This window comes from Pseudomonas sp. EB271-G4-1 (assembly GCF_058791355.1).
Window position 1 is genome coordinate 86,705 of the sequence record NZ_JBYTEO010000003.1, and the last position, 20,000, is coordinate 106,704.

A 20,000-nucleotide genomic window follows, 5' to 3' on the forward strand; every position below is an offset into this window, starting at 1 on the left:
CCGACTATCGTTCGTTAAATCGTGCTCCCAAGAGTCCATTCCGTGCCTATCACTTTGCAGGCCTTGTTCCTGCCCGACCGCCGCGCCGTGCAATTCGCGATCAAGACCTTGATCGGCGGGGGCGTAGCGTTGTGGCTGGCGTTGCGCTTGGGGCTTGAGCAACCGGCCTGGGCGTTGATGACGGCCTTCATCGTGGCCCAGCCGTTGTCCGGTATGGTGCTGCAAAAGGGCCTGGCGCGGCTGCTGGGGACCCTGGTCGGGACAATAATGTCAGTCGTGTTCATGGGTGTCTTCGCCCAGACGCCCTGGTTGTTCTTGCTGGCCCTGGCGTTGTGGCTAGGGCTGTGTACCGCCAGTTCAACGCTGTTGCGCAGCGCCTGGTCCTATTCATTTGTGTTGGCCGGCTACACGGTGGCGATCATTGCCTTGCCCGCTATCAACCATCCGCTGACGGTGTTCGATCAGGCGGTGGCGCGCTGTACGGAAATCTGCCTGGGGATTATCTGCGCAACGGCCAGCAGTGCCTTGCTCTGGCCGCTGCGGGTCGAACGGCAATTAGCCGATCAGGCCCGGGCTGCCTGGCAAAGCGGTTTCAATGCGGCGCAGGCGACCCTGGCCGGTGATGCCCAGGCGCGCAAGGGGCTGCTGGAAATCCTCGGACGAATCGTCGCGGTGGACGCCCAGCGCGAACATGCCTGGTTCGAAGGCAGCCGTGGTCGGCAACGTGCGCGGGCCATCAGCGGCTTGAGCCAGAAGCTGTTGATGCTGCTGCGTATTGCCCGTTCGGTGCGCAGGCAGTGGAAGCAGTTGGCGCCGCCAGAGTCCGAGCTGTTGTTGCCCTGGATGAACGAGGTTCAGGAGGCGCTGAACAACGCCGATACCGCGACCCTGCAAGCATTGCGCCCGCGCTTGCTCGATGCTTCCCATGATCCGGGCATCAGTTCTGCGCAGAGTTACTGCCTGGTCCGTTTCACCTTGTTGATAGATACCGCCATGGCGGCAAACGCAGCGTTGAAAGTGGTGGAGCAGGGCGGCCAATCACTCGACCCACCGAGAACCCTGACGCCACATCGCGATCTGTCTCTGGCCCTGGTCTTCGGCGCCCGCAGCGCATTGGCCTTCCTGGTGGTGTCGAGCTTTTGGCTGGCAACCGCCTGGCCCGCCGCAGCCGGTGCACTGGTATTGACCTGTGTGGTCTGCAGCCTGTTTGCCAGTCGCGAGAACGGTGCGCAGATCGGCATGAGTTTCATGCGCGGCATTTTTCTGGCTATTCCGGCGGCGTTTATCGTCGGGCAAATTCTACTGCCGCAATGGAGCAGTTTCGCGATGCTTTGCCTGGGCATGGGTGTACCGCTGTTTTTGGGTGCCTTGGGCATGGCCAAGGCGCAGATCGGCGCTACTGCCACCTCGTTTTGCCTGCATTTCATCGTATTGGTCGCCCCGTTGAACCAGATGCAGTTCGACGTCGCAACGTTCTTCAACAGCGCGCAGGCCATGGTGATTGGTGTCGGTGCGGCGGTGCTGGCGTTTCACTTGCTGATCCTGCGCAACCCGGCCTGGCATGGCCGACGCCTGCTGGCGGCAACCCTGGACGATCTGGTACGCCTGACACGGCGTAACCTGGCGGGCGCTGAAAGCTGGTTCGGTGGGCGCATGGCCGACCGCTTGCTGCAATTGGCGCGGCACTATCCGGAACTGCCGGAGCCAGCGCGCAGTCGTTGGGACGATGGCTTGCTCGGCCTGGACATCGGCGATGAATTGTTGCACCTGCGCTTGAGCCTGGCGGTGGCGCAGGTGCCGGTCACAGAGCCGCAACGGCGTTATCTCGATGACCTGGAAAATGTGCTGCGCCAAGGCCCCGCTGGCAGTCGCGCCGAGGCATTGGCCGAACCGAGTGCAGCGTTGCTGCAAACCTTGTACGCCTTGCCACCCGGCGATGCGGTGAAACTGGCCCAGGGTGCGGTGCTGCAATTGCAACACAGCTGGCGCGCCTGGTGCCGCCAGCAGGAGGACATCGATGGGCTTGCGTGAGTGGTCAGTGGGCGGTGTGCTGCTCAGCCCGTTCCTGATTTATGTGGTGTTGGCGCTGCTGGTGACCGGCGCCTTGCGCCTGCTGTTGCGCCTGACGCCGGTGAGCCGCTGGATCTGGCATGAAGCGTTATTTGATTGCGCCTTGTACGTCTGCGTATTGACCGTGATCACCGTCGTCCTCGGACCTTTGTAAGGAGTTGAATATGCGTACTTCTGTACGTGTCGCGGTCACCCTGTGCCTGGTGGCGGTGGCAATTTTTGCCGGTTTTCATTTGTGGCAGTACTACATGCTGACACCCTGGACCCGCGACGCGCGCATCCGTGCGGACGTGGTGGTGATTTCCCCGGATGTGTCAGGTTGGGTGCGAGAGCTCAAGGCCTACGACAACCAGCAGGTCAAGGCCGGCGACCTGTTGCTGAGCATTGACCGCGACCGTTTCGAAGCTGCGTTGGAAAAGGCTGAAGCCGTGGTGCAGACCCGCCAGCAACAACTCAATCTACGCGAGCGCGAAGCCAGCCGGCGCGCCAGTCTTGGGCCGCAGGCGATCAGTGCGGAGCTGCGGGAAAACGCGCAGATCAACGCCGGCATCGCCCGTGGCGAACTGCGCGAAGCCCAGGCCGAAGCCAAGGCTGCGCAAATCAATCTGGACCGCAGCCAAGTGCAAGCCCCGCGCAACGGGCACATCACCAACCTGCGCCTGGCCCAAGGCAATTATGTGAATGCTGGGCAATCGGTGATGGCCCTTATCGATGACTCGACCTTTTATGTGCAGGCGTATTTCGAAGAAACCAAACTGCCGCGCATCCATGTCGGCGACCCGGTGAAAGTCTGGTTGATGAGCGCCGGGGATGCCTTGCAGGGGCGGGTGGAAAGCATCAGTCGGGGGATTGCCGACCGAAATACCACGCCGGATGGCCAGTTGTTGGCAGAGGTGGAGCCGACATTCAACTGGGTTCGGCTGGCGCAACGGATACCGGTGCGCATCAAGTTGGAGAACGTGCCTGAGGGGCTCAACTTGAGTGCGGGGATGACGGCGAGCGTGCAGGTGCAGGAGGGTTCACACTGATCGTTCCCCACGCTCCGCGTGGGAATGCAGCCCGGGACGCTCTGCGTCCCAAAAAGCCGAACGCGGAGCGTCCGTTGAGGCATTCCCACGCGGAGCGTGGGAACGATCATAACGACACGTCAGCCAATGCTGATCGGCGGCAACTCGGTCAAGGTCACCGACTGTTGCTTGCGCGGTGCGAGGATCTGCGCCTCGCCGTCCACCACCAGCTCATCGCGCTGGTTGAACACGCGAGTGGCAATGCGCACGCGAAACTTCGGCAGTTTCTCGAGGATTTCCAGGCGCACCGTCAGGGTGTCGCCAATCTTCACCGGCTTCTGAAAGCTCATCTGCTGGCCGATGTAGATAGTGCCCGGCCCAGGCAGCTCGCAGGCCACCGCGGCACTGATCAGTGCACCGCTGAACATGCCGTGGGCGATTCGCTCCTTGAACATGGTACTGGCGGCGTATTCGGCGTCCAGGTGCACCGGGTTGTGGTCGCCGGACATCGCGGCGAACAGCTGGATATCGCGCTCTTCAACGGTTTTGCTGAAGCTGGCGGTCTGGCCGACTTCGAGGTCTTCGTAAGGGGTGTTGGTAACCTGGGTCATGTCTCTCGATTCCTGTGACGAATTAAAAAATTCACAAAAAACTATTCGGTTCGGTGTGGTCGTGGACTGCTCAACGCCTGGTTGATCCAGGCCAACACGTCGCTCGTCACTTCATCACGGTTGATGTCATTGAACAGTTCGTGCCGCGCCTGCGGGTAAACGGTCAGTTGCAAGTTCTGGCTGCCAGCCTTGCGCAGCGCGTTGGCCAGATCCTTCAGACGCTTGCCCTCACTCACCGGATCACATTCGCCGCCAATCACCAGCAGCGGCAGGCCCGGATCGATCTGGGCGAGATTGGACGCTTTGCTGATTTGCTGCAACCCGCCGAGCAAGTCGATCCAAAGCTGGTTGGTACAACGAAAGCCGCACAGCGGATCGTTGGCGTACAGGTCGACTTCCACCGGGTCACGGCTGAGCCAGTCGAAGCGGGTGCGCGCCGGTTTGAATTTTTTGTTGAACGAGCCAAACGACAGCCATTCGATCAGGGCGCTGCGGCCCTTGGGGCCCTGGCGCAGGCGTTCGACACGGGCGATTTGCCGGGCTGCACGATAAAGCGCCACCGGCTGGAAGTTCGAACCGCTGAGAATGGCCCCGTGCAGGCTGGCACTGTGATGCAACAGATAGGCCTGGGCGATGTAGCTGCCCATGCTGTGCCCAAGCAGCACGATAGGCACCCCGGGGTGTTGCTGGCCGATGTGTTGGTTGAGGCACGCCAGGTCACCCACCACTTTGGCCCAGCCGTCACTGTCGGCGAAATGGCCGAGCGTCCCGTTTTCGGCAGTTTTGCCATGTCCGCGCAGGTCCGGCGCGTAGATACCGTAGCCCTGCTCGCAGAATTTTTCCGCCAGGCGCGCGTAGCGGCCGCTGTGTTCTGCCATGCCGTGAGCCAGCAAAATCACGGCCTTGAGCTCGCCAGCAGGTAGCCACTGGTTGGCGAAGAGGCGGTTGCGGTCACTGGTGGTCAGCCAGAACGTGTCGTGGATCATGGCGATTCCTTTCCATGCAGGGTGCGCGAGGTGGTTGCATTGTATAGCGCATAAAGCCGCTGGCATCAGCCCACGCCACGGCGGGAAGATTCACACGATCAATGACGCCTTGGCCCATATTTGCCTGATTCACCATAGCTGCTAGTGTCCGTGAAGCTCCGCGTTCTGTTGTTGCGAAATGACAGGGCAGCGGCCCCGGATAGGTTCAGGTAAAGAGGACAAGAACAATGCAACCTGATTTCTGGAATGACAAACGCCCGGCCGGCGTACCCCTGGACATTGATGTCGCTGAATACAAGTCGGTCATCGAGGTGTTCGAACGTTCCTGCAAGAAGTTCGCGGATCGCCCGGCATTCAGCAACATGGGTGTCACCCTGACCTACGCCGAACTGGAACGCTACAGCGCAGCGTTCGCCGGTTACCTGCAAGCTCACACCGACCTGATGCCGGGGGATCGCATCGCGGTGCAGATGCCCAACGTCCTGCAATACCCGATCGCCGTATTCGGCGCCTTGCGCGCCGGGCTGATCGTGGTCAACACCAACCCACTGTACACCGCGCGGGAGATGCGCCATCAGTTCAAGGACTCCGGTGCCCGGGCACTGGTGTACCTGAACATGTTCGGGGCCAAGGTCCAGGAAGTGCTCCCGGACACCGACATCCAGTACCTGATCGAAGCGAAGATGGGCGACCTGATGCCCACCGCCAAGGGCTGGTTGGTCAATACGCTGGTGAGCAAGGTGAAAAAAATGGTCCCGGCCTATTCCTTGCCCCAGGCCATTTCCTTCAAAAGCGCCTTGCATCAGGGCAAAGGGAAGAGCATCAAGCCGCTGAACGCCGGCCTCAAGGATATTGCCGTGCTGCAATACACCGGCGGTACCACCGGCCTGGCCAAGGGGGCGATGCTGACCCACGGTAACCTGGTGGCGAACATGCAGCAGGCGCGGGCCTGCCTTAGCCAGTTCGCGGCCGACGGCCAGGCGCTGCTGCGCGAAGGTCAGGAGGTGATGATTGCACCGCTGCCGCTGTACCACATCTATGCCTTCACGGCCAATTGCATGTGCATGATGGTGACCGGCAACCACAACGTGCTGATCACCAATCCGCGGGACATTGGCGGCTTCATCAAGGAGCTGAAAAACTGGCGGTTCTCGGCATTGCTGGGGCTCAACACGCTGTTCGTCGCGCTGATGGACCACCCGGATTTCAAGACCCTCGACTTCTCCAGCCTGAAACTCACCAACTCCGGCGGCACCGCACTGGTCAAGGCCACGGCCGAGCGCTGGGAGCAGTTGACCGGTTGCCGCATCACCGAAGGTTACGGCCTGACCGAAACCTCGCCGGTGGCCTGCACCAACCCGTACGGCGACCAGTCGCGCATCGGCACGGTCGGCCTGCCCGTGCCGGGCACCACGTTGAAGGTGATCAACGACGAAGGGGTCGAGCAGCCATTGGGCGAGCGGGGCGAGCTGTGCATCAAGGGCCCGCAGATCATGAAGGGCTACTGGCAGAAACCCGAAGCGACCAACGAAGTGCTGGATGCCGAGGGCTGGTTCAAGTCGGGTGACATTGCGGTGATCGACCCGGACGGCTTTGTGCGCATCGTCGATCGCAAGAAGGACATGATCATCGTCTCGGGTTTCAACGTGTACCCGAACGAAATCGAAGACGTGGTCATGGCTCACCCGAAAGTCGCCAACTGCGCGGTGATCGGTGTGCCGGACGAGCGTTCGGGCGAGGCGGTGAAGTTGTTCGTGGTGGCTCGTGAGGCAGGGGTCAGCCTTGAAGAGCTGAAGGCCTACTGCAAGGAAAACTTCACGGCATACAAAGTGCCCAAGCACATCGTCTTGCGTGAATCGCTGCCGATGACGCCGGTCGGCAAGATTCTGCGGCGGGAGTTGCGGGATATCGCATAACCGCCAATAAATTGAGGCGATCCCAAAAGATCGCAGCCTTCGGCAGCTCCTACAATGGAACGCGATCCCTGTAGGAGCTGCCGAAGGCTGCGATCTTTTGCTTTGATACCCCGATTTACGGGGCTTTCAGCGACATATAGGTTTTTTGCTCTAAAATGACCGATTAGCAATCTTGAGTCACTATTGTGACCGTAGAGGCCGATTTTGGCTCTAGTCGACCCTTTTTAAAGCTGCTACTCTCGGCGCGCTTTGTGACTTCTCGGCCTAGTAAAAGCCAGACTCACCTATAGACAAACACCAATAATAATCGCATCAAATGCGGTGTTGAATTCGCGTTGCTGAGGAGTGGGCTTCCATGATCGAAGACTTTTGGAAGGATAAGTACCCAGCTGGAATTGCTGCCAACATCAATCCAGACGAGTACCCGAATATTCAGGCAGTGTTGAAGCAGTCCTGCCAACGCTTCGCCAACAAACCGGCATTCAGCAACCTGGGCAGGACAATCACCTACGGTGAGCTGTACGAATTGTCCGGTGCCTTTGCCGCTTACCTGCAACAGCATACCGATTTACAGCCGGGCGATCGAATCGCCGTGCAACTGCCTAACGTGTTGCAGTACCCGGTTGCCGTCTTCGGCGCCATCCGAGCCGGCTTGATCGTGGTCAACACCAACCCGCTGTACACCGCGCGGGAGATGGAGCACCAGTTCAACGACTCCGGTGCCAAAGCCCTGGTTTGCCTGGCCAACATGGCGCACCTGGCTGAAACCGTCGTGCCGAAAACCGGGGTCAAGCATGTAATCGTCACAGAAGTGGCGGACCTGCTGCCACCGCTCAAGCGCCTGCTGATCAACAGCGTGATCAAGTATGTGAAGAAGATGGTGCCGGCCTATCACTTGCCCAAAGCCGTCAAGTTCAACGATGTGCTGAGCAAGGGCCATGGCCAGCCCGTGACCGAAGCCAGCCCGGCCAGCAGCGATGTCGCGGTGCTGCAATACACCGGCGGCACCACTGGCGTCGCCAAGGGCGCGATGCTGACCCACCGCAACCTGGTGGCGAACATGCTGCAGTGCAAGGCGTTGATGGGCTCCAACCTTAATGAAGGCTGCGAGATCCTGATCACGCCGCTGCCGCTGTACCACATCTATGCCTTCACCTTTCATTGCATGGCGATGATGCTGATCGGCAACCACAACATCCTGATCAGCAACCCGCGCGACCTGCCGGCGATGGTCAAGGAACTGTCGAAGTGGAAGTTCAGCGGTTTCGTCGGCCTCAACACCTTGTTCGTGGCCCTGTGCAACAACGAAGGCTTCCGCAAGCTGGATTTTTCGGCGCTGAAAGTCACTCTGTCCGGCGGCATGGCCCTGCAACTGGCGGCGGCCGAGCGCTGGAAAGCAGTCACCGGTTGCGCCATCTGCGAAGGTTACGGCATGACCGAAACCAGCCCTGTGGCCACGGTCAACCCGATCCAGAACATCCAGATCGGCACCATCGGCATTCCGGTGCCGTCGACCCTGTGCAAAATCGTCAATGATGCCGGTGTCGAACAGCCATTGGGCGAAATCGGTGAGTTGTGCGTGAAAGGCCCGCAAGTCATGAAGGGCTACTGGCAGCGCCAGGAAGCCACTGATGAAATCCTCGACAGCGAAGGCTGGTTGAAAACCGGCGACATCGCGCTGATCCAGGCGGATGGCTACATGCGCATTGTCGATCGCAAGAAAGACATGATCCTGGTGTCCGGCTTCAACGTGTACCCGAACGAGCTCGAAGACGTGCTGGCGACCCTGCCGGGCGTGCTGCAATGCGCGGCCATTGGTGTACCGGACGAGAAATCGGGCGAGGCGATCAAGATATTCATCGTCGCCAAGCCGGGCGTGACCCTGACCAAGGAGCAGGTGATGGAGCACATGCGCGCCAACGTCACCGGCTACAAGGTTCCAAAAGCGGTGGAGTTCCGCGATGCGCTGCCGACCACCAACGTCGGCAAGATCCTGCGTCGTGAACTGCGTGATGAAGAGTTGAAGAAGATCAACGCGAAGAAAACCGCCGCGTAATCAAACAAAAAGCCCCGCAGATGCGGGGCTTTTTGTTTGTGTTCTGATCGTTCCCACGCAGAGCGTGGGAACGATCAAGCAAGAGGGGCGTTATTGGCGGAACGGCGCGAAATTAACGTTGGTGCCCGCCGGGCGCATGTCCTGCAGGAACGAGTCCTTGTCGGCGCTCAGTTCCAGGCTCAGGGCCGCCTTGCGCTTGCCTTCGTTGCGTACCACCAGGCCTTCGAGTTTTTCGCGCAGGAACACCGTCGGCACTTTCAGGTGCAGCAGTTCGTCGGTGTCTGGCGTGTGCATCAGCAGGTGAATCCACTCGTACTGGCCAACAGCCAGGCGCGACACCGGAATGTCGAACCACCAGATGTTGCGGTTGCGGTTCAGTTCGGTGAAGTGGCAATTGTTGACGCCAAGCACAGCACCGCCGAGTTCCTGATTTCTGCGGGCAATGGCCTGCTTTTTATCGAGTTTCATAACATTCCTACAAAATTGGATCTTCAGCGCCAGGGCCTGAATACGTTGCGCATTCTCGGGGGTTGGCCGGTAAACATAAAGCCCAACCTGCTCGGATCGATGAAATGTCGCGATAAAAATAAATGAAACTCCGTGCAAACGCCTCCGGTCAACCTTCTGTAACCACTTTATTCATCAATATGTTCGGGAGAAATACCATGAGCAGCACAGGCGATAAAGTTAAAGGCATGGCCAATGAAGCCGCTGGTAACGTCAAGCAAGGCGTTGGCAAGGCTACCGGCAACGACAAGATGCGCGCCGAAGGCGTTGTGCAGGAAAAGAAAGGCGAAGCTCAGCAAGCCGTGGGCAAAGCCAAGGACGCTGTCAAAAAAGGCGTCGACAAGGCCTGATTCGGCCTGATTGGCAAACGCGACGGCCATCCACGGATGGCCGTTTTTGTGTCAGCCTGAACTTGAGCACGGAAATCGTTTCAAAGTCGCCAAGTAAACTGCTTTGATGTAGAAAACAGCCCCTGAGTCGCCACGACTTCAACCCTATCTTGATTGCGGCGAATGGAGACGCTAATGATTTTTCCAGACATGAGAGGCCTGCCTATCCACCGTGTGATGATGCGCACGGTCACCGAGTTCGTCGATGACGAGATGTCGACCTATGCCTCGGCGCTGGCCTATCAGATGCTGTTTTCGTTGTTTCCTTTCATCCTGTTCCTGATTGCCCTGATCGGCTTCCTGCATCTGCCAGACTTTTTTTCCTGGTTGCGCCTGCAATCGGAGCTGGTGTTGCCACCCCAGGCGCTCGAGCAAGTGAACCCGGTGATCGACCAGCTCCAGCAATCCAAGGGGGGACTGCTGTCGGTGGGTATCGTGATTGCCCTGTGGACCGCGTCGGCCGGCGTGCGCTTGATGATGAGCGCGATGAATGCCGCCTACGATGTGGTTGAAGGCCGGCCGGCGTGGAAGCGCTTTCCGCTGTCGATCATCTACACCGTCGGCATCGCCGGTATGCTGCTTATCGCTGCCGCCCTGATGGTGCTAGGGCCGCAGGTGATGAGCTGGATCGCATCGCAAGTTGGTCTTGAGTACTTCATTGTCACGCTGTGGAGCATCGTGCGCTGGCCGATGATCGTGATTTTGTTGATGGTTGCCGTCGCTTTGATCTACTACGTCATGCCCGACGTCAAACAGGAGTTCCGCTTCATCACGCCAGGTTCGGTGCTGTCAGTGGTGGTTTGGATCATCGCGTCCCTGGGCTTTGGTTTGTACGTCAAGGAATTCGCCAACTACAACGCCATGTATGGCAGTATCGGTGCGATCATCGTGCTGTTGCTGTACTTCTACATTTCCGCCGCAGTGTTGCTGCTGGGAGCGGAAATGAATGCGGTGATCGAGCACATGTCGCGAGAGGGCAAAGACCCTGGCGAGAAGGTTCCCGGCGAGCATGGACCCGTCCATGAGGAAAAACACCACGTGTCGGGACTGGGCCGGGATCATTCAAAACCCAAACCGACCATTGACGAAACCTGACCATGATCCGTGAAATCCTGAAAATGGGCGATGAACGCCTGCTGCGCATCGCCCCGCAAGTGCCGGCCGAGATGTTCGACAGCCCCGAATTGTGGCAACTGATCGACGACATGTTCCAGACCATGGAAAGCGTCGGCGGGGTAGGCCTGGCCGCACCGCAGATCGGAGTCGACCTGCAGCTGGTGATCTTCGGGTTTGAGCACAGCGAACGTTACCCGGACGCCGAAGCGGTGCCGCAGACCATTCTGATCAATCCGCTGATCACGCCGCTGAGCCCGACGATGGAAGAAGGTTTCGAAGGGTGCCTGTCGGTGCCTGGCCTGCGCGGCGCGGTGGATCGATATCAACACATCCGCTACGAAGGGTTCGACCCCAAGGGCGAGCCGATCGTGCGTATCGCTTCAGGGTTTCACGCGCGGGTGGTGCAGCATGAGTGCGATCACCTGATCGGTCGGTTGTACCCGTCGCGCATCAGCGATTTCAGCAAGTTCGGGTTTACCGAGGTGATGTTCCCGGACCTTGATCCCAACGCAGACGACTGACTGTTACGGCTCCAGGCCCATGGCAATCATCGGCTTGCTGCGCGCGTAGCGACTCAGGCGCTCGACCATGGCGTAGGGCATTGGCGGATCGAAGGCAAAGCCACGACGTTGGTAAAAATCACGCAAGTCCGGATGACAGAACAGCCATACCGGGCTTTCAATGTTTTGGGTGGCGGCGGCGATCAATTCCGCGGCGACACCCTGTCCGCGACAGGCCGGGTCGACAAACAGCCCGGTCAACCAATGCCCGCCGGACACCGGCCGCAAACACAGCGCCGCGACGATCCCGTCGCGCCGCGCAACCCACAATTGTGCGTCGCGGACCGCCTTCATCGACGATTGGTGGGCGCGATAAAACTTGTTCATCAGCGGCCATGACGGCTCGTCGAGACGGGTGTACTGGGTGTCGGGCATGGTCTTGGACTGTCGGTGCGCAAAGCGGGTGATTATAAAAGAACACGCCGCCGAAGATAGGTGTATACCTGATCTCACATCCCCAGTCAGTGGAGTACGCATCATGTCCAAAGGTATGGATTCGAAGAAAGCAGCGAAGAAAAAACCGCTGAAAACCGCCATCGAAAAGCGCACCGAAAAGAAAGCCAAGAAGGTAGGCGTGTTCGGTCACTGAGCCGGCGTTGATGGCCGCTCCCATGCAACATGGGAGCGGTCCTTATGAAAAAATCTGCAAAAATTGCCCCTTTGAATCGTCTGAGAGAAGTCTGCATGGAGCTCAAGACCAACGCGACGCTGATCATCATCGACCAACAGAAAGGCATCCTGCATCCCAAACTCGGTCGGCGGAACAATCTCCAGGCCGAGGAGCGCATGCTGCAACTGCTCGGCCATTGGCGCCGTAGCGCTCGGCCGGTGATTCACGTGCAACATTTGTCCCGTTCAGAGGATTCAGTGTTCTGGCCTGGGCAGACCGGGGTGGAGTTTCAGACGCGGTTTCTGCCTGCTCCTGGCGAACGACACGTTCAAAAACAGGTACCGGACGCGTTTTGTTCGACGGGGCTGGAAGCCGTTTTGCGCGAGGCGGGGATCGAGCAACTGGTTATCGTTGGCGTGGCGACTCACAACTCGGTGGAGTCCACGGCGCGCACGGCAGGCAATCTGGGGTTTGAGACCTGGGTCGTGGAGGATGGCTGCTTTACCTTCGACAAGGCCGATTTTTTCGGCAATGCCCATTCAGCCGAAGAGGTTCATGCGATGTCGCTGGGGAACTTGCACGGCGAGTACGCCACCGTCACCAGCACCGCACATATCCTGGACGCGGTTGAAACCCTGTAGGAGCCGGCTTGCCGGCGAAGGCGGCCAGCCTGATACACCCGTAGCCCCTACAGAGAATCGGATTCAGCCGATCAAGCGCCGTGGCACTTCTTGAACTTCTTGCCGTTGCCGCATGGGCAAGGATCGTTGCGGCCGACGTCTTTCAAGGCGTTGCGCACCGGTTCCTGGTGGGCGTGGCCGCAGTTCGGGCCGTGAACATGGCCATGGTCGTGATCATGCTGGTGATGGTCATGATCGTGGTTGCAGTCTGGGCCATGAACATGGGGTTGCTGGGTCATCGAGGTTGCTCCGGAATTAGATCGGCGGGGATTATCACGCCATTACGCGCCAGGTGCACGTAGTGAGCGATGAATAAACCGGTTTCCATCTCACCTTCAAGACGATAGGGAATGGCCTGCTCGGAGTTTTTCAGTTGTTTGACCAGGTCCCTGACCTTAGGCCACAGGTTGGTGCGGATCGGCACCTTGTAAAAACGACTGCTCTTGGGGTTTACGGTGATCCAGTGCTCGTGCTCGCCCTCGGCCAGCAGGATGTCGCCCAAGTGGATGCGGTACTCCAGGCCGCGCACGGTCAGCTCGCTGTCATTGCGGTTGTCGATGCGAAAATGCAGGACGAACCGCTGCTCCAACAGCTTGGCCCGCACGACTTCGACCCTGACCAGATGCACCTCGGGGTCTGGCTCATCGTTACTGAACCAGGACGCGCAGCCGCCGAGCCCCAGGCAAAGAGCCAGTATGAGCAGAATGCGTGCGAGTTGCTGGGTGATCATAGTCGTTTTTCTCTCCCTAGAACCCCAGTCTAGCCGCTAAAAGATCGCAGCCTTCGGCAGCTCCTACAAGGTGTACGTCAATTCGACGTAGGAGCTGCCGCAGGCTGCGATCTTTTGACCTTGTATCAGCTACCGAAATACCCCGAACAGCACTTCTTGAACTTGTGCCCGCTCGCGCAAGGGCAGGCGTCGTTGCGCCCGATGTCCAGTTGCACGGTAGGGTCGATGAAGTACCAGCGTCCGGCATTCTGTACAAACGATGAGCGTTCACGATGGCTGTGCTCGCCGCTGCCGTCGTGCCAGCGTGCGGTGAACGTGACGAAGGCATGCTCCGGCTGGCCGCCGAGCACTTCGGAGCTTTCGACTTCAAGGCCCAGCCAGGTGCTCTGGGCACTCCAGTCAGTAATCGATTGGCGATCGAGCCCGCTTTGCTGGGCGGGCAGGGTGGTGGCCACCAGGTAATCGATCAGGCCCAGCACGTAGGCGCTGTAGCGCGAGCGCATCAGGGCTTCGGCGCAGGGTGCCGGATGTCCGGCATGGTAATGGCCGCAGCAGGCATCGAGCAGGGTGCCGCTGCCGCAAGGGCAAATGGATGTACTCATTGCGTTACCACCAGTATTTCCCAAAGTTTTCCGGATTGGCCCAGAACCGCGAGTTGAGCCAGTCGGGTACTTGTTTGTAGTCAAGCAGATCATAAGTGAACAGCGTCAGCACCTGCTCGTCACGCTGGAAGCGTTCGCTGGCTTGCAGTGCCAGGGAGAAAAAATCGGTTTCCTGCCAGCCGCTCGCGGGCAAGTCGGCCAGCACCGCGATGCGGCTGGCATTGAGGTTGCGAATGCCACCGAGCAGGTTCAGCCCATCTCGCTTGGGCAGGTGTTCGAGGCAGTCGACCACCAGCGCGAGGTCAAAGCGGCGCGCCGCCAGCTCGGCAGGCAGCGGTCCGGGCGCCGTATGCGCCACGCTGCTGTCCGGATGCGCAAGCTTGAAGGCCTCAAGCGCGGGGAATTCGCTGGCGCCAATCAACAACAGGCGCGCAGGGGCATAACGGTCCAGCAAAGCAGCCAGCGCCTGCTGCGGCGTGCGTGAAGAAATACCTGCATTCATTGAAGATCCTCAATCAGATTTGCCAAGACTAGCCTGCCCGCTTGTTCGATCCTAGAGCGGCTTTGCGTGAAAAGTCACGATCCCCTGTGAACACGAGATAAAACTGCCATGGCCTATTGCTGGCGGAGATTAAAACTCCGGTCTTTACTCCCTGAATCGGTTCTAAGCCGATCCTTCAGGAGAAAACTAGATGAGCATAGTTCGGACAGCATTACCCCTGGTTCTGCTAACCAGTGTGTTGACTGGTTGCGCAGGTTTGCAGAAAACCGACTGGCCGACCTGTGCCGCGGTCGGTGGTGTCGTAGGTGCGGGTCTCGGCGCGACCGAGAGTTCATCATGGGCCGGTTATGGCGCGTTGGTAGTCGGTGCTACGGCGGCAGCCTATTGCTGGGTTCACGGTGATGGTGACGAAGATGGCGATGGTGTGCTCGATAGCCGCGACAAGTGCCCGGGCACGCCACGGGGCGTGAAGGTCGATGCCGATGGTTGCCCACCACCAGCGCCTGCTCCAGTGGTTGAAGAGGTCGTGGTCGTCAAGGAAGAAACCATCGTCATCCGCGATGTCAACTTCCAGTTCGACTCGGCCAAGCTGACAGCCGCCGATAAAGAGAAGCTCAACACCATCGCCACTCGCCTGAAACAGGAAGCAGCCAGCGCCCAACTGACCGTGACCGGTCACACCGACAGCGTGGGCAGCGATGCCTACAACCAGAAACTGTCGGACCGCCGCGCGCATTCGGTGGTGGAATACCTGATCGAAAGTGGTGTGCCTCGCAGTAGCTTCGTATCGGTCTCCGGGGCCGGGGAAAGCCAGCCGGTTGCCGACAACAAAACTGCTGACGGTCGCGCGATGAACCGTCGCACGGAAATCAAAATCAACCGCTAGAGCCCTCGCATCCACGGCTTGTGCAGTCGTGGATGCGGGTCTTTACTCCTGTGTAACCGGCATCGGCCGGTGGCACAGGAGCTTTCAAAAATGAGCAATTTCACAAGGACCGTCTTGCCGGTTCTGCTGCTTGGCAGCCTGTTGACCGGTTGCGCTACTCACAGCGATGGCACCGCCCCCCTCAATCAACGTACCTGGCCGATCTGCAGCCTCATCGGCGGACTCGTCGGTGGAGGTCTGGGCGCTATCCAAAGTAGCGGTTGGGCGGCCGGTGGAGCGGCGCTCGGGATCTTGAGCGGTGGTTTGATCTGTTATGCCCAGGATGGCGACGAAGACGATGATGGCGTATTCGACCGTCGCGATCGCTGCCCCGACACGCCCGCCAATACCCCTGTGGAACATCATGGCTGCCCGCTGCCGCAATACCCGGCCAGCGTGAAGGCTGAACCTGTGCAAGCCGAAGTCATTACCCTGAGCGATGCCGACGATGTGCTGTTTGCCTTCAATAGCGCTGACTTGACCCCCAGCATGCAAAGCAAGTTGGATTCGGTGATGGGTAAACTGCAGGACCCCAGCGTCGCGAGCATCAAGGTGGTCGGGCATACCGACAGCGTTGGGTCGGATGAATACAACCAGGAACTGTCGCAAAAACGTGCCAGCAGCGTCGCCGAGTATCTGCTCAGCCAGCACGTTGCGCCCAATAAAGTCACCAGCGAAGGCAAGGGCGAGAGCGAGCCCGTTGCCGATAATGATACCGAAGAAGGACGCGCGCAAAACCGCCGCGTGGAGTTGCACATCAATCGCTGAACCGCGCAATAGAGCCGTCGGGCGATGATTTACGTCGTTCCGTCGGCCATTTGCCATCTTCGTCCGGAATTTTCGCTTGCCCTCTGGCTTATCCCGCGTGGAAGCCGTTACTGTGCGAGCAAATAATAATTCTGATCGGGGGTGCGTATGAACGTGATATGGGGGCTGGGGAAGCTGTTGACCCTGGTGTTCTGGCTGGTGGTGCTGCTCAATCTGCTCACGCCGTTCATCTATCCGCTGCACCCGTTGGTCAACCTGGCCGGCTGCCTGCTGGCGGGGCTTCATCTGCTGGAGGCGCTGTTCTGCTACCGCAGCCTCAGGGGCCGCGCCCACCCTTGGCTCGATCGCTTGAAAGTGCTCTTTTTCGGCGTTTTCCACCTGCAAACCATCCCGGCTCCCACCCCGTCTAAGGCTTCCCATGCGTAAATTCTGTCTGCTCGCCGCCCTCATCAGCCCATTGGCTTGCGCCCAGGTGGTGAGTGTCGAAACCAACTCGCTGATGCGCCTGCCCAACACTGCCAGCACCTTGCAACTGGAACGCCTGGAAGTGGCCGACTACGGCACCTTGCTGATTCCCTCGAACGTGACCGAAGTCAGCGTTGGTGAACTGCGCCTGGGCCGTGACGCGCGGATTACCATCGTCCCTGGTGAGCAGGCGCTGGAGTTGAAGGTCAACCGAGCCGAGCTGTCCGAGGGCAGCCAGATCACCGCGCGCGGCGCACCGGGGACTTACCAGAAGGCTGCCCGCTCCGGGCGCAACCTGAACTTGCAGATCAAGGCACTGACGGCACCGCAACTGCTGGTGGATGGTCGCGGTGGCGCGGGCGCACCAGGATTCGTCGGCCTCGACGGGGCCAACGGCCAGGCACCAGGTTGCGCCTGGGGCCAGGCGGGTCGCGGTGCCGACGGCAGCGATGGCAGCAATGGCCAGGCCGGTGCGCCTGGCGCGGCGGTCAGGCTGGCGGTGCCTCGCGATTACCCCGCAGACAAGATCAAGGTTCAAGTGGCCGGCGGTGCCGGTGGCGTGGCCGGGCCAGGTGGTAAGCCGGGGGCGGGCGGTAAAGCCAAGGGTTGCCTGGTCTACAAGGCCGATGGCGGCAAGAGTGGCAAGCCTGGCCTGGACGGGCAACCGGGAGAGGAGGGGGCTGCAGGTTCGGTGACGGTGCAGCGGTTGTAACCCCCATCCCCCAGACCGATCGTTCCCACGCAGAGCGTGGGACCGATCACAACGTCGGCCGAACCGCCGCAATCGCCACCAACACCAGACCTACAATCAGATTGATCCCCACCAACCGGCGAATCCTCCCCAGCACCGCAGCTCCCGCCGGCCAATCCTGGGTTGTCACCGCGGCGCGCAACTCCGGCAACATCAACGCCTGGATCCGTATGAACAGCGCGGTCATCACCACATACAACCCCATCATCACCTGCACGTAACGCGGCGCGGCTTCAAATCCTGTGTATTGCAGATGAATCATGCCCACGCCGCTGATCGGCAACAACAGTACCGCGACCCAGACCCAGCGGAAAAAACCCTGAAACACTTCTAGCCACAGCTTCAACCGGGCAGGGCCCTCCAACGCCTTCAAGGCCGCGGGGCGCAAGACCATCCAGGCGAAAAACATGCCGCCGACCCAGACCAGGGCCGCCAGTACATGCAGGCTATATATGAGGCTAAAAGGTGTCATCGGGTTACTCCGTTCTGCGCGGGATTCATTAGCGGGGTATGATAGCGGCCGAACCGAACTACTGAAAATTTATCCAGCGTTTTTTGCGCCCGACAATTCATGATCAGCACTGAACTCAAAACCACGATCCAGGGCGCCTATTCGCGTTTTCTCGAAGCGAAGAGCCTCAAGCCGCGTTACGGCCAACGCCTGATGATCGCCGAAATCGCCAAGGTCCTCGGTGACATCGACACCGACGACGAAGGCCGGCGCAGTGGCGACCCCGCGATTGTCGCGGTGGAAGCCGGCACCGGTACCGGCAAGACCGTGGCCTACAGCCTGGCGGCCATCCCCACGGCCAAGGCGGCCGGAAAGCGCCTGGTGATTGCCACGGCCACCGTCGCCTTGCAAGAGCAGATCGTCTACAAGGATCTGCCCGACCTGATGCGCAACAGCGGGTTGAATTTCAGTTTTGCGCTGGCCAAGGGGCGTGGGCGCTACATGTGCCTGTCCAAGCTCGACATGTTGCTCCAGGAAGGTCACGCACAAACCGCCACTGCCCAGTTGTTCGAGGAAGAAGGTTTCAAGATCGAGGTCGATGAGGCCAGTCAGAAGCTGTTTACCAGCATGATCGAGAAACTCGCCGGCAATAAGTGGGACGGTGACCGCGACAGCTGGTCCACTGCCCTGGAGGACGCCGACTGGGCGCGCCTGACCACCGATCACAGCCAGTGCACCAACCGCCATTGCCCGAACTTCGGCCAGTGCGCCTTCTACAAGGCCCGCGAAGGCATGGGCAAGGTCGATGTGATTGTCACCAACCACGACATGGTCCTGGCAGACCTGGCACTCGGTGGCGGTGCCGTGCTGCCCGATCCACGCGACACCATCTATGTGTTCGACGAAGGCCATCACCTGCCGGACAAGGCCATCGGTCATTTCGCCCACTACACGCGCCTGCGCTCCACCGCCGATTGGCTGGAAACCACCGCCAAGAACCTCACCAAGCTGCTGGCCCAGCATCCCTTGCCGGGTGACCTGGGCAAACTGATCGAGCAAGTGCCAGAGCTGGCGCGGGAGATCAAGACGCAGCAGCAGTTCATGTTCACCGCCTGCGAACAGGCTGCCGATTTCAAGCCCGGCGAAGACGTCGAAGGCCGCGAACGCCCGCGTCACCGTTTCGTCGGCGGGGTGATTCCCGAGCACATGCGCGAAATGGGCATCGAACTGAAGAAAGGCTTTGCGCGCCTGACTGATTTGTTCACCCGCCTCACTGAATTGCTCAAGGAAGGCATGGACGGCGAGGTCAATATCGGCATCGCCAGTAACCAGGCCGAGGAGTGGTATCCGCTGTTCGGCAGCCTGTTGTCCCGTTCTTCGGGCAACTGGGAGTTGTGGGTCGCGTTCACCGCTGAAGACCCCGAAGACAACCCGCCCATGGCGCGCTGGCTGACCTTGTCGGAAAGCGGCTCGCTGTTCGATATCGAGGTCAACGCCAGTCCCATCCTGGCGGCGGAAATGCTCCGGCGCAACCTGTGGAACGTGGCCTATGGTGCGCTCGTAACCTCCGCGACCTTGACTGCCCTGGGCACCTTCGACCGCTTTCGCATGCGCGCCGGCCTGCCGAAAAAGGCCGTGACCGCCGTGGTGCCGAGCCCGTTCCATCACGCCGACGCCGGCGTGTTGCGGGTGCCGAACCTGAACGCCGATCCGCGGGATGCAGCGGCCCATACCGCGGCGATCATCCGCGATCTGCCGGAACTGGTCGAAGGCTCAAGGGGCACGCTGGTACTGTTTTCCTCGCGCAAGCAGATGCAGGACGTGTTCGATGGCCTGGATCGCGACTGGCGCAAGCAAGTGTTCATTCAAGGCAACCTGTCGAAGCAGGAAACCCTGAACAAGCACAAGGCGCGTGTCGATGGCGGGGATTCGAGCGTGTTGTTCGGCCTGGCGAGTTTCGCCGAAGGGGTCGACTTGCCGGGCGCGTACTGCGAGCACGTGGTGATCGCGAAGATTCCATTCTCGGTACCGGATGACCCGGTGGAAGCGGCATTGGCCGAATGGATCGAGGCCCGTGGTGGCAATCCATTCATGGAAATCTCGGTTCCCGATGCCTCGCTGAAACTGGTCCAGGCCTGCGGCCGCCTGCTGCGCACCGAAGAGGACCGCGGCACCATCACCTTGCTCGATCGGCGCCTGGTCACCCAGCGCTATGGCAAGGCGATCCTCAATGCGTTACCTCCCTTCCGACGTGAAATTTCCTGATAAACCGGTGGGCAGTTTTGCCCACCGCGCTGT

23 protein-coding genes are annotated in these 20,000 nt (G+C 59.9%); 14 read left to right on the top strand and 9 right to left on the bottom strand.

Features of this window, described 5'->3' with window-relative positions:
* Nucleotides 1-42: 42 nt before the first annotated feature.
* Genes AC3WWR_RS02380 through AC3WWR_RS02390 form a run of 3 tightly spaced genes read left to right on the top strand, consistent with a single transcriptional unit; the run spans nt 43 to nt 3,098 of the window.
* Entirely contained in the window at nt 43-2,031 is a 1,989-nt protein-coding gene (locus tag AC3WWR_RS02380) for an FUSC family protein (RefSeq protein WP_151140700.1), read from the top strand.
* Nucleotides 2,018-2,224 (top strand): DUF1656 domain-containing protein, encoded by a 207-nt coding sequence (locus AC3WWR_RS02385; protein WP_020797026.1) that lies wholly within the window; start codon nt 2,018-2,020, stop codon nt 2,222-2,224. Before AC3WWR_RS02380 ends, AC3WWR_RS02385 begins: the two co-directional genes overlap by 14 nt.
* 10 nt (nt 2,225-2,234) lie before the next feature.
* Entirely contained in the window at nt 2,235-3,098 is an 864-nt protein-coding gene (locus tag AC3WWR_RS02390) for an efflux RND transporter periplasmic adaptor subunit (RefSeq protein ID WP_020797025.1), read from the top strand.
* Nucleotides 3,099-3,217: 119 nt separating this feature from the next.
* Here the strand turns inward: AC3WWR_RS02390 and AC3WWR_RS02395 are convergent, their stop codons facing one another.
* Both AC3WWR_RS02395 and AC3WWR_RS02400 read right to left on the bottom strand, forming a co-directional pair.
* Complete coding sequence (locus AC3WWR_RS02395) at nt 3,218-3,688, bottom strand: MaoC family dehydratase (protein ID WP_008056792.1); 471 nt, start codon at nt 3,686-3,688, stop codon at nt 3,218-3,220.
* A 41-nt stretch (nt 3,689-3,729) separates the two neighbouring features.
* Entirely contained in the window at nt 3,730-4,674 is a 945-nt protein-coding gene (locus AC3WWR_RS02400; RefSeq protein WP_179055422.1) for an alpha/beta hydrolase, read from the bottom strand.
* Nucleotides 4,675-4,901: 227 nt separating this feature from the next.
* On the opposite strand from AC3WWR_RS02400, the gene fadD2 reads away from it, so the two are divergent.
* Together fadD2 and fadD1 are read left to right on the top strand one after the other, a co-directional pair.
* Nucleotides 4,902-6,590, top strand: a complete 1,689-nt coding sequence (gene fadD2 / locus AC3WWR_RS02405; protein ID WP_033044979.1) for a long-chain-fatty-acid--CoA ligase FadD2 — start codon at nt 4,902-4,904, stop codon at nt 6,588-6,590.
* A 355-nt stretch (nt 6,591-6,945) separates the two neighbouring features.
* A complete protein-coding gene (gene fadD1 / locus AC3WWR_RS02410) occupies nt 6,946-8,646 on the top strand; it encodes a long-chain-fatty-acid--CoA ligase FadD1 (protein ID WP_020798092.1) in 1,701 nt (566 codons plus the stop codon).
* 90 nt (nt 8,647-8,736) lie between these two features.
* Here fadD1 and AC3WWR_RS02415 read toward each other — a convergent pair whose 3' ends face one another.
* Complete coding sequence (locus AC3WWR_RS02415; RefSeq protein WP_008019269.1) at nt 8,737-9,114, bottom strand: hypothetical protein; 378 nt, start codon at nt 9,112-9,114, stop codon at nt 8,737-8,739.
* A gap of 197 nt (nt 9,115-9,311) precedes the next feature.
* Between AC3WWR_RS02415 and AC3WWR_RS02420 the strand changes: the two genes are divergently transcribed.
* The 3 genes from AC3WWR_RS02420 (at nt 9,312) to def (ending at nt 11,179) form a co-directional block, all read left to right on the top strand.
* Nucleotides 9,312-9,503, top strand: a complete 192-nt coding sequence (locus AC3WWR_RS02420) for a CsbD family protein (RefSeq protein WP_020798093.1) — start codon at nt 9,312-9,314, stop codon at nt 9,501-9,503.
* Nucleotides 9,504-9,677: 174 nt separating this feature from the next.
* On the top strand, nt 9,678-10,637 hold the full coding sequence (locus AC3WWR_RS02425) for a YihY/virulence factor BrkB family protein (protein ID WP_020798094.1): 960 nt from the start codon (nt 9,678-9,680) through the stop codon (nt 10,635-10,637).
* A gap of 2 nt (nt 10,638-10,639) precedes the next feature.
* Nucleotides 10,640-11,179, top strand: a complete 540-nt coding sequence (gene def, locus AC3WWR_RS02430) for a peptide deformylase (RefSeq protein WP_020798095.1) — start codon at nt 10,640-10,642, stop codon at nt 11,177-11,179.
* Nucleotides 11,180-11,182: 3 nt separating this feature from the next.
* On the opposite strand, the gene AC3WWR_RS02435 is transcribed toward def, so the two are convergent.
* Complete coding sequence (locus tag AC3WWR_RS02435) at nt 11,183-11,593, bottom strand: GNAT family N-acetyltransferase (RefSeq protein WP_492598431.1); 411 nt, start codon at nt 11,591-11,593, stop codon at nt 11,183-11,185.
* A gap of 309 nt (nt 11,594-11,902) precedes the next feature.
* Between AC3WWR_RS02435 and AC3WWR_RS02440 the strand changes: the two genes are divergently transcribed.
* A complete protein-coding gene (locus AC3WWR_RS02440) occupies nt 11,903-12,469 on the top strand; it encodes a cysteine hydrolase family protein (RefSeq protein ID WP_454866687.1) in 567 nt (188 codons plus the stop codon).
* Between the two features lie 71 nt (nt 12,470-12,540).
* Here the strand turns inward: AC3WWR_RS02440 and AC3WWR_RS02445 are convergent, their stop codons facing one another.
* From AC3WWR_RS02445 to AC3WWR_RS02460, 4 genes are all read right to left on the bottom strand, one after another.
* Nucleotides 12,541-12,747, bottom strand: coding sequence for an SEC-C metal-binding domain-containing protein (locus AC3WWR_RS02445; protein ID WP_008056806.1), 207 nt, complete (start codon nt 12,745-12,747; stop codon nt 12,541-12,543).
* Nucleotides 12,744-13,238, bottom strand: a complete 495-nt coding sequence (locus tag AC3WWR_RS02450; RefSeq protein WP_020798099.1) for an LEA/WHy family protein — start codon at nt 13,236-13,238, stop codon at nt 12,744-12,746. The genes AC3WWR_RS02445 and AC3WWR_RS02450 overlap by 4 nt, the downstream gene beginning before the upstream one ends.
* A 125-nt stretch (nt 13,239-13,363) precedes the next feature.
* Nucleotides 13,364-13,840: a YchJ family protein gene (locus AC3WWR_RS02455; protein ID WP_008056808.1), complete on the bottom strand. Its 477-nt coding sequence runs from the start codon at nt 13,838-13,840 to the stop codon at nt 13,364-13,366.
* A 4-nt stretch (nt 13,841-13,844) separates the two neighbouring features.
* Nucleotides 13,845-14,342: a DUF6231 family protein gene (locus AC3WWR_RS02460; RefSeq protein ID WP_020798100.1), complete on the bottom strand. Its 498-nt coding sequence runs from the start codon at nt 14,340-14,342 to the stop codon at nt 13,845-13,847.
* A gap of 190 nt (nt 14,343-14,532) precedes the next feature.
* On the opposite strand from AC3WWR_RS02460, the gene AC3WWR_RS02465 reads away from it, so the two are divergent.
* The 4 genes from AC3WWR_RS02465 to AC3WWR_RS02480 all read left to right on the top strand — a co-directional run bounded on the left by AC3WWR_RS02465 (nt 14,533) and on the right by AC3WWR_RS02480 (nt 17,212).
* A complete protein-coding gene (locus AC3WWR_RS02465) occupies nt 14,533-15,228 on the top strand; it encodes a PA1041 family peptidoglycan-binding anchor lipoprotein (protein WP_020798101.1) in 696 nt (231 codons plus the stop codon).
* Nucleotides 15,229-15,318: 90 nt separating this feature from the next.
* Nucleotides 15,319-16,035 carry a PA1041 family peptidoglycan-binding anchor lipoprotein gene (locus AC3WWR_RS02470; protein ID WP_033043213.1) on the top strand — a complete coding sequence of 239 codons (717 nt, stop codon included), beginning with the start codon at nt 15,319-15,321 and terminating at the stop codon, nt 16,033-16,035.
* 147 nt (nt 16,036-16,182) lie between these two features.
* On the top strand, nt 16,183-16,461 hold the full coding sequence (locus AC3WWR_RS02475; protein ID WP_454866631.1) for a DUF1145 domain-containing protein: 279 nt from the start codon (nt 16,183-16,185) through the stop codon (nt 16,459-16,461).
* On the top strand, nt 16,454-17,212 hold the full coding sequence (locus tag AC3WWR_RS02480; RefSeq protein ID WP_020798104.1) for a collagen-like triple helix repeat-containing protein: 759 nt from the start codon (nt 16,454-16,456) through the stop codon (nt 17,210-17,212). Before AC3WWR_RS02475 ends, AC3WWR_RS02480 begins: the two co-directional genes overlap by 8 nt.
* Before the next feature lie 46 nt (nt 17,213-17,258).
* Here AC3WWR_RS02480 and AC3WWR_RS02485 read toward each other — a convergent pair whose 3' ends face one another.
* Nucleotides 17,259-17,723, bottom strand: coding sequence for a CopD family protein (locus AC3WWR_RS02485; RefSeq protein ID WP_033043209.1), 465 nt, complete (start codon nt 17,721-17,723; stop codon nt 17,259-17,261).
* A 99-nt stretch (nt 17,724-17,822) separates the two neighbouring features.
* Here AC3WWR_RS02485 and dinG point away from each other — a divergent pair, with 99 nt between their 5' ends.
* Nucleotides 17,823-19,967: an ATP-dependent DNA helicase DinG gene (gene dinG / locus AC3WWR_RS02490; protein ID WP_008056816.1), complete on the top strand. Its 2,145-nt coding sequence runs from the start codon at nt 17,823-17,825 to the stop codon at nt 19,965-19,967.
* Nucleotides 19,968-20,000 lie beyond the last annotated feature (33 nt).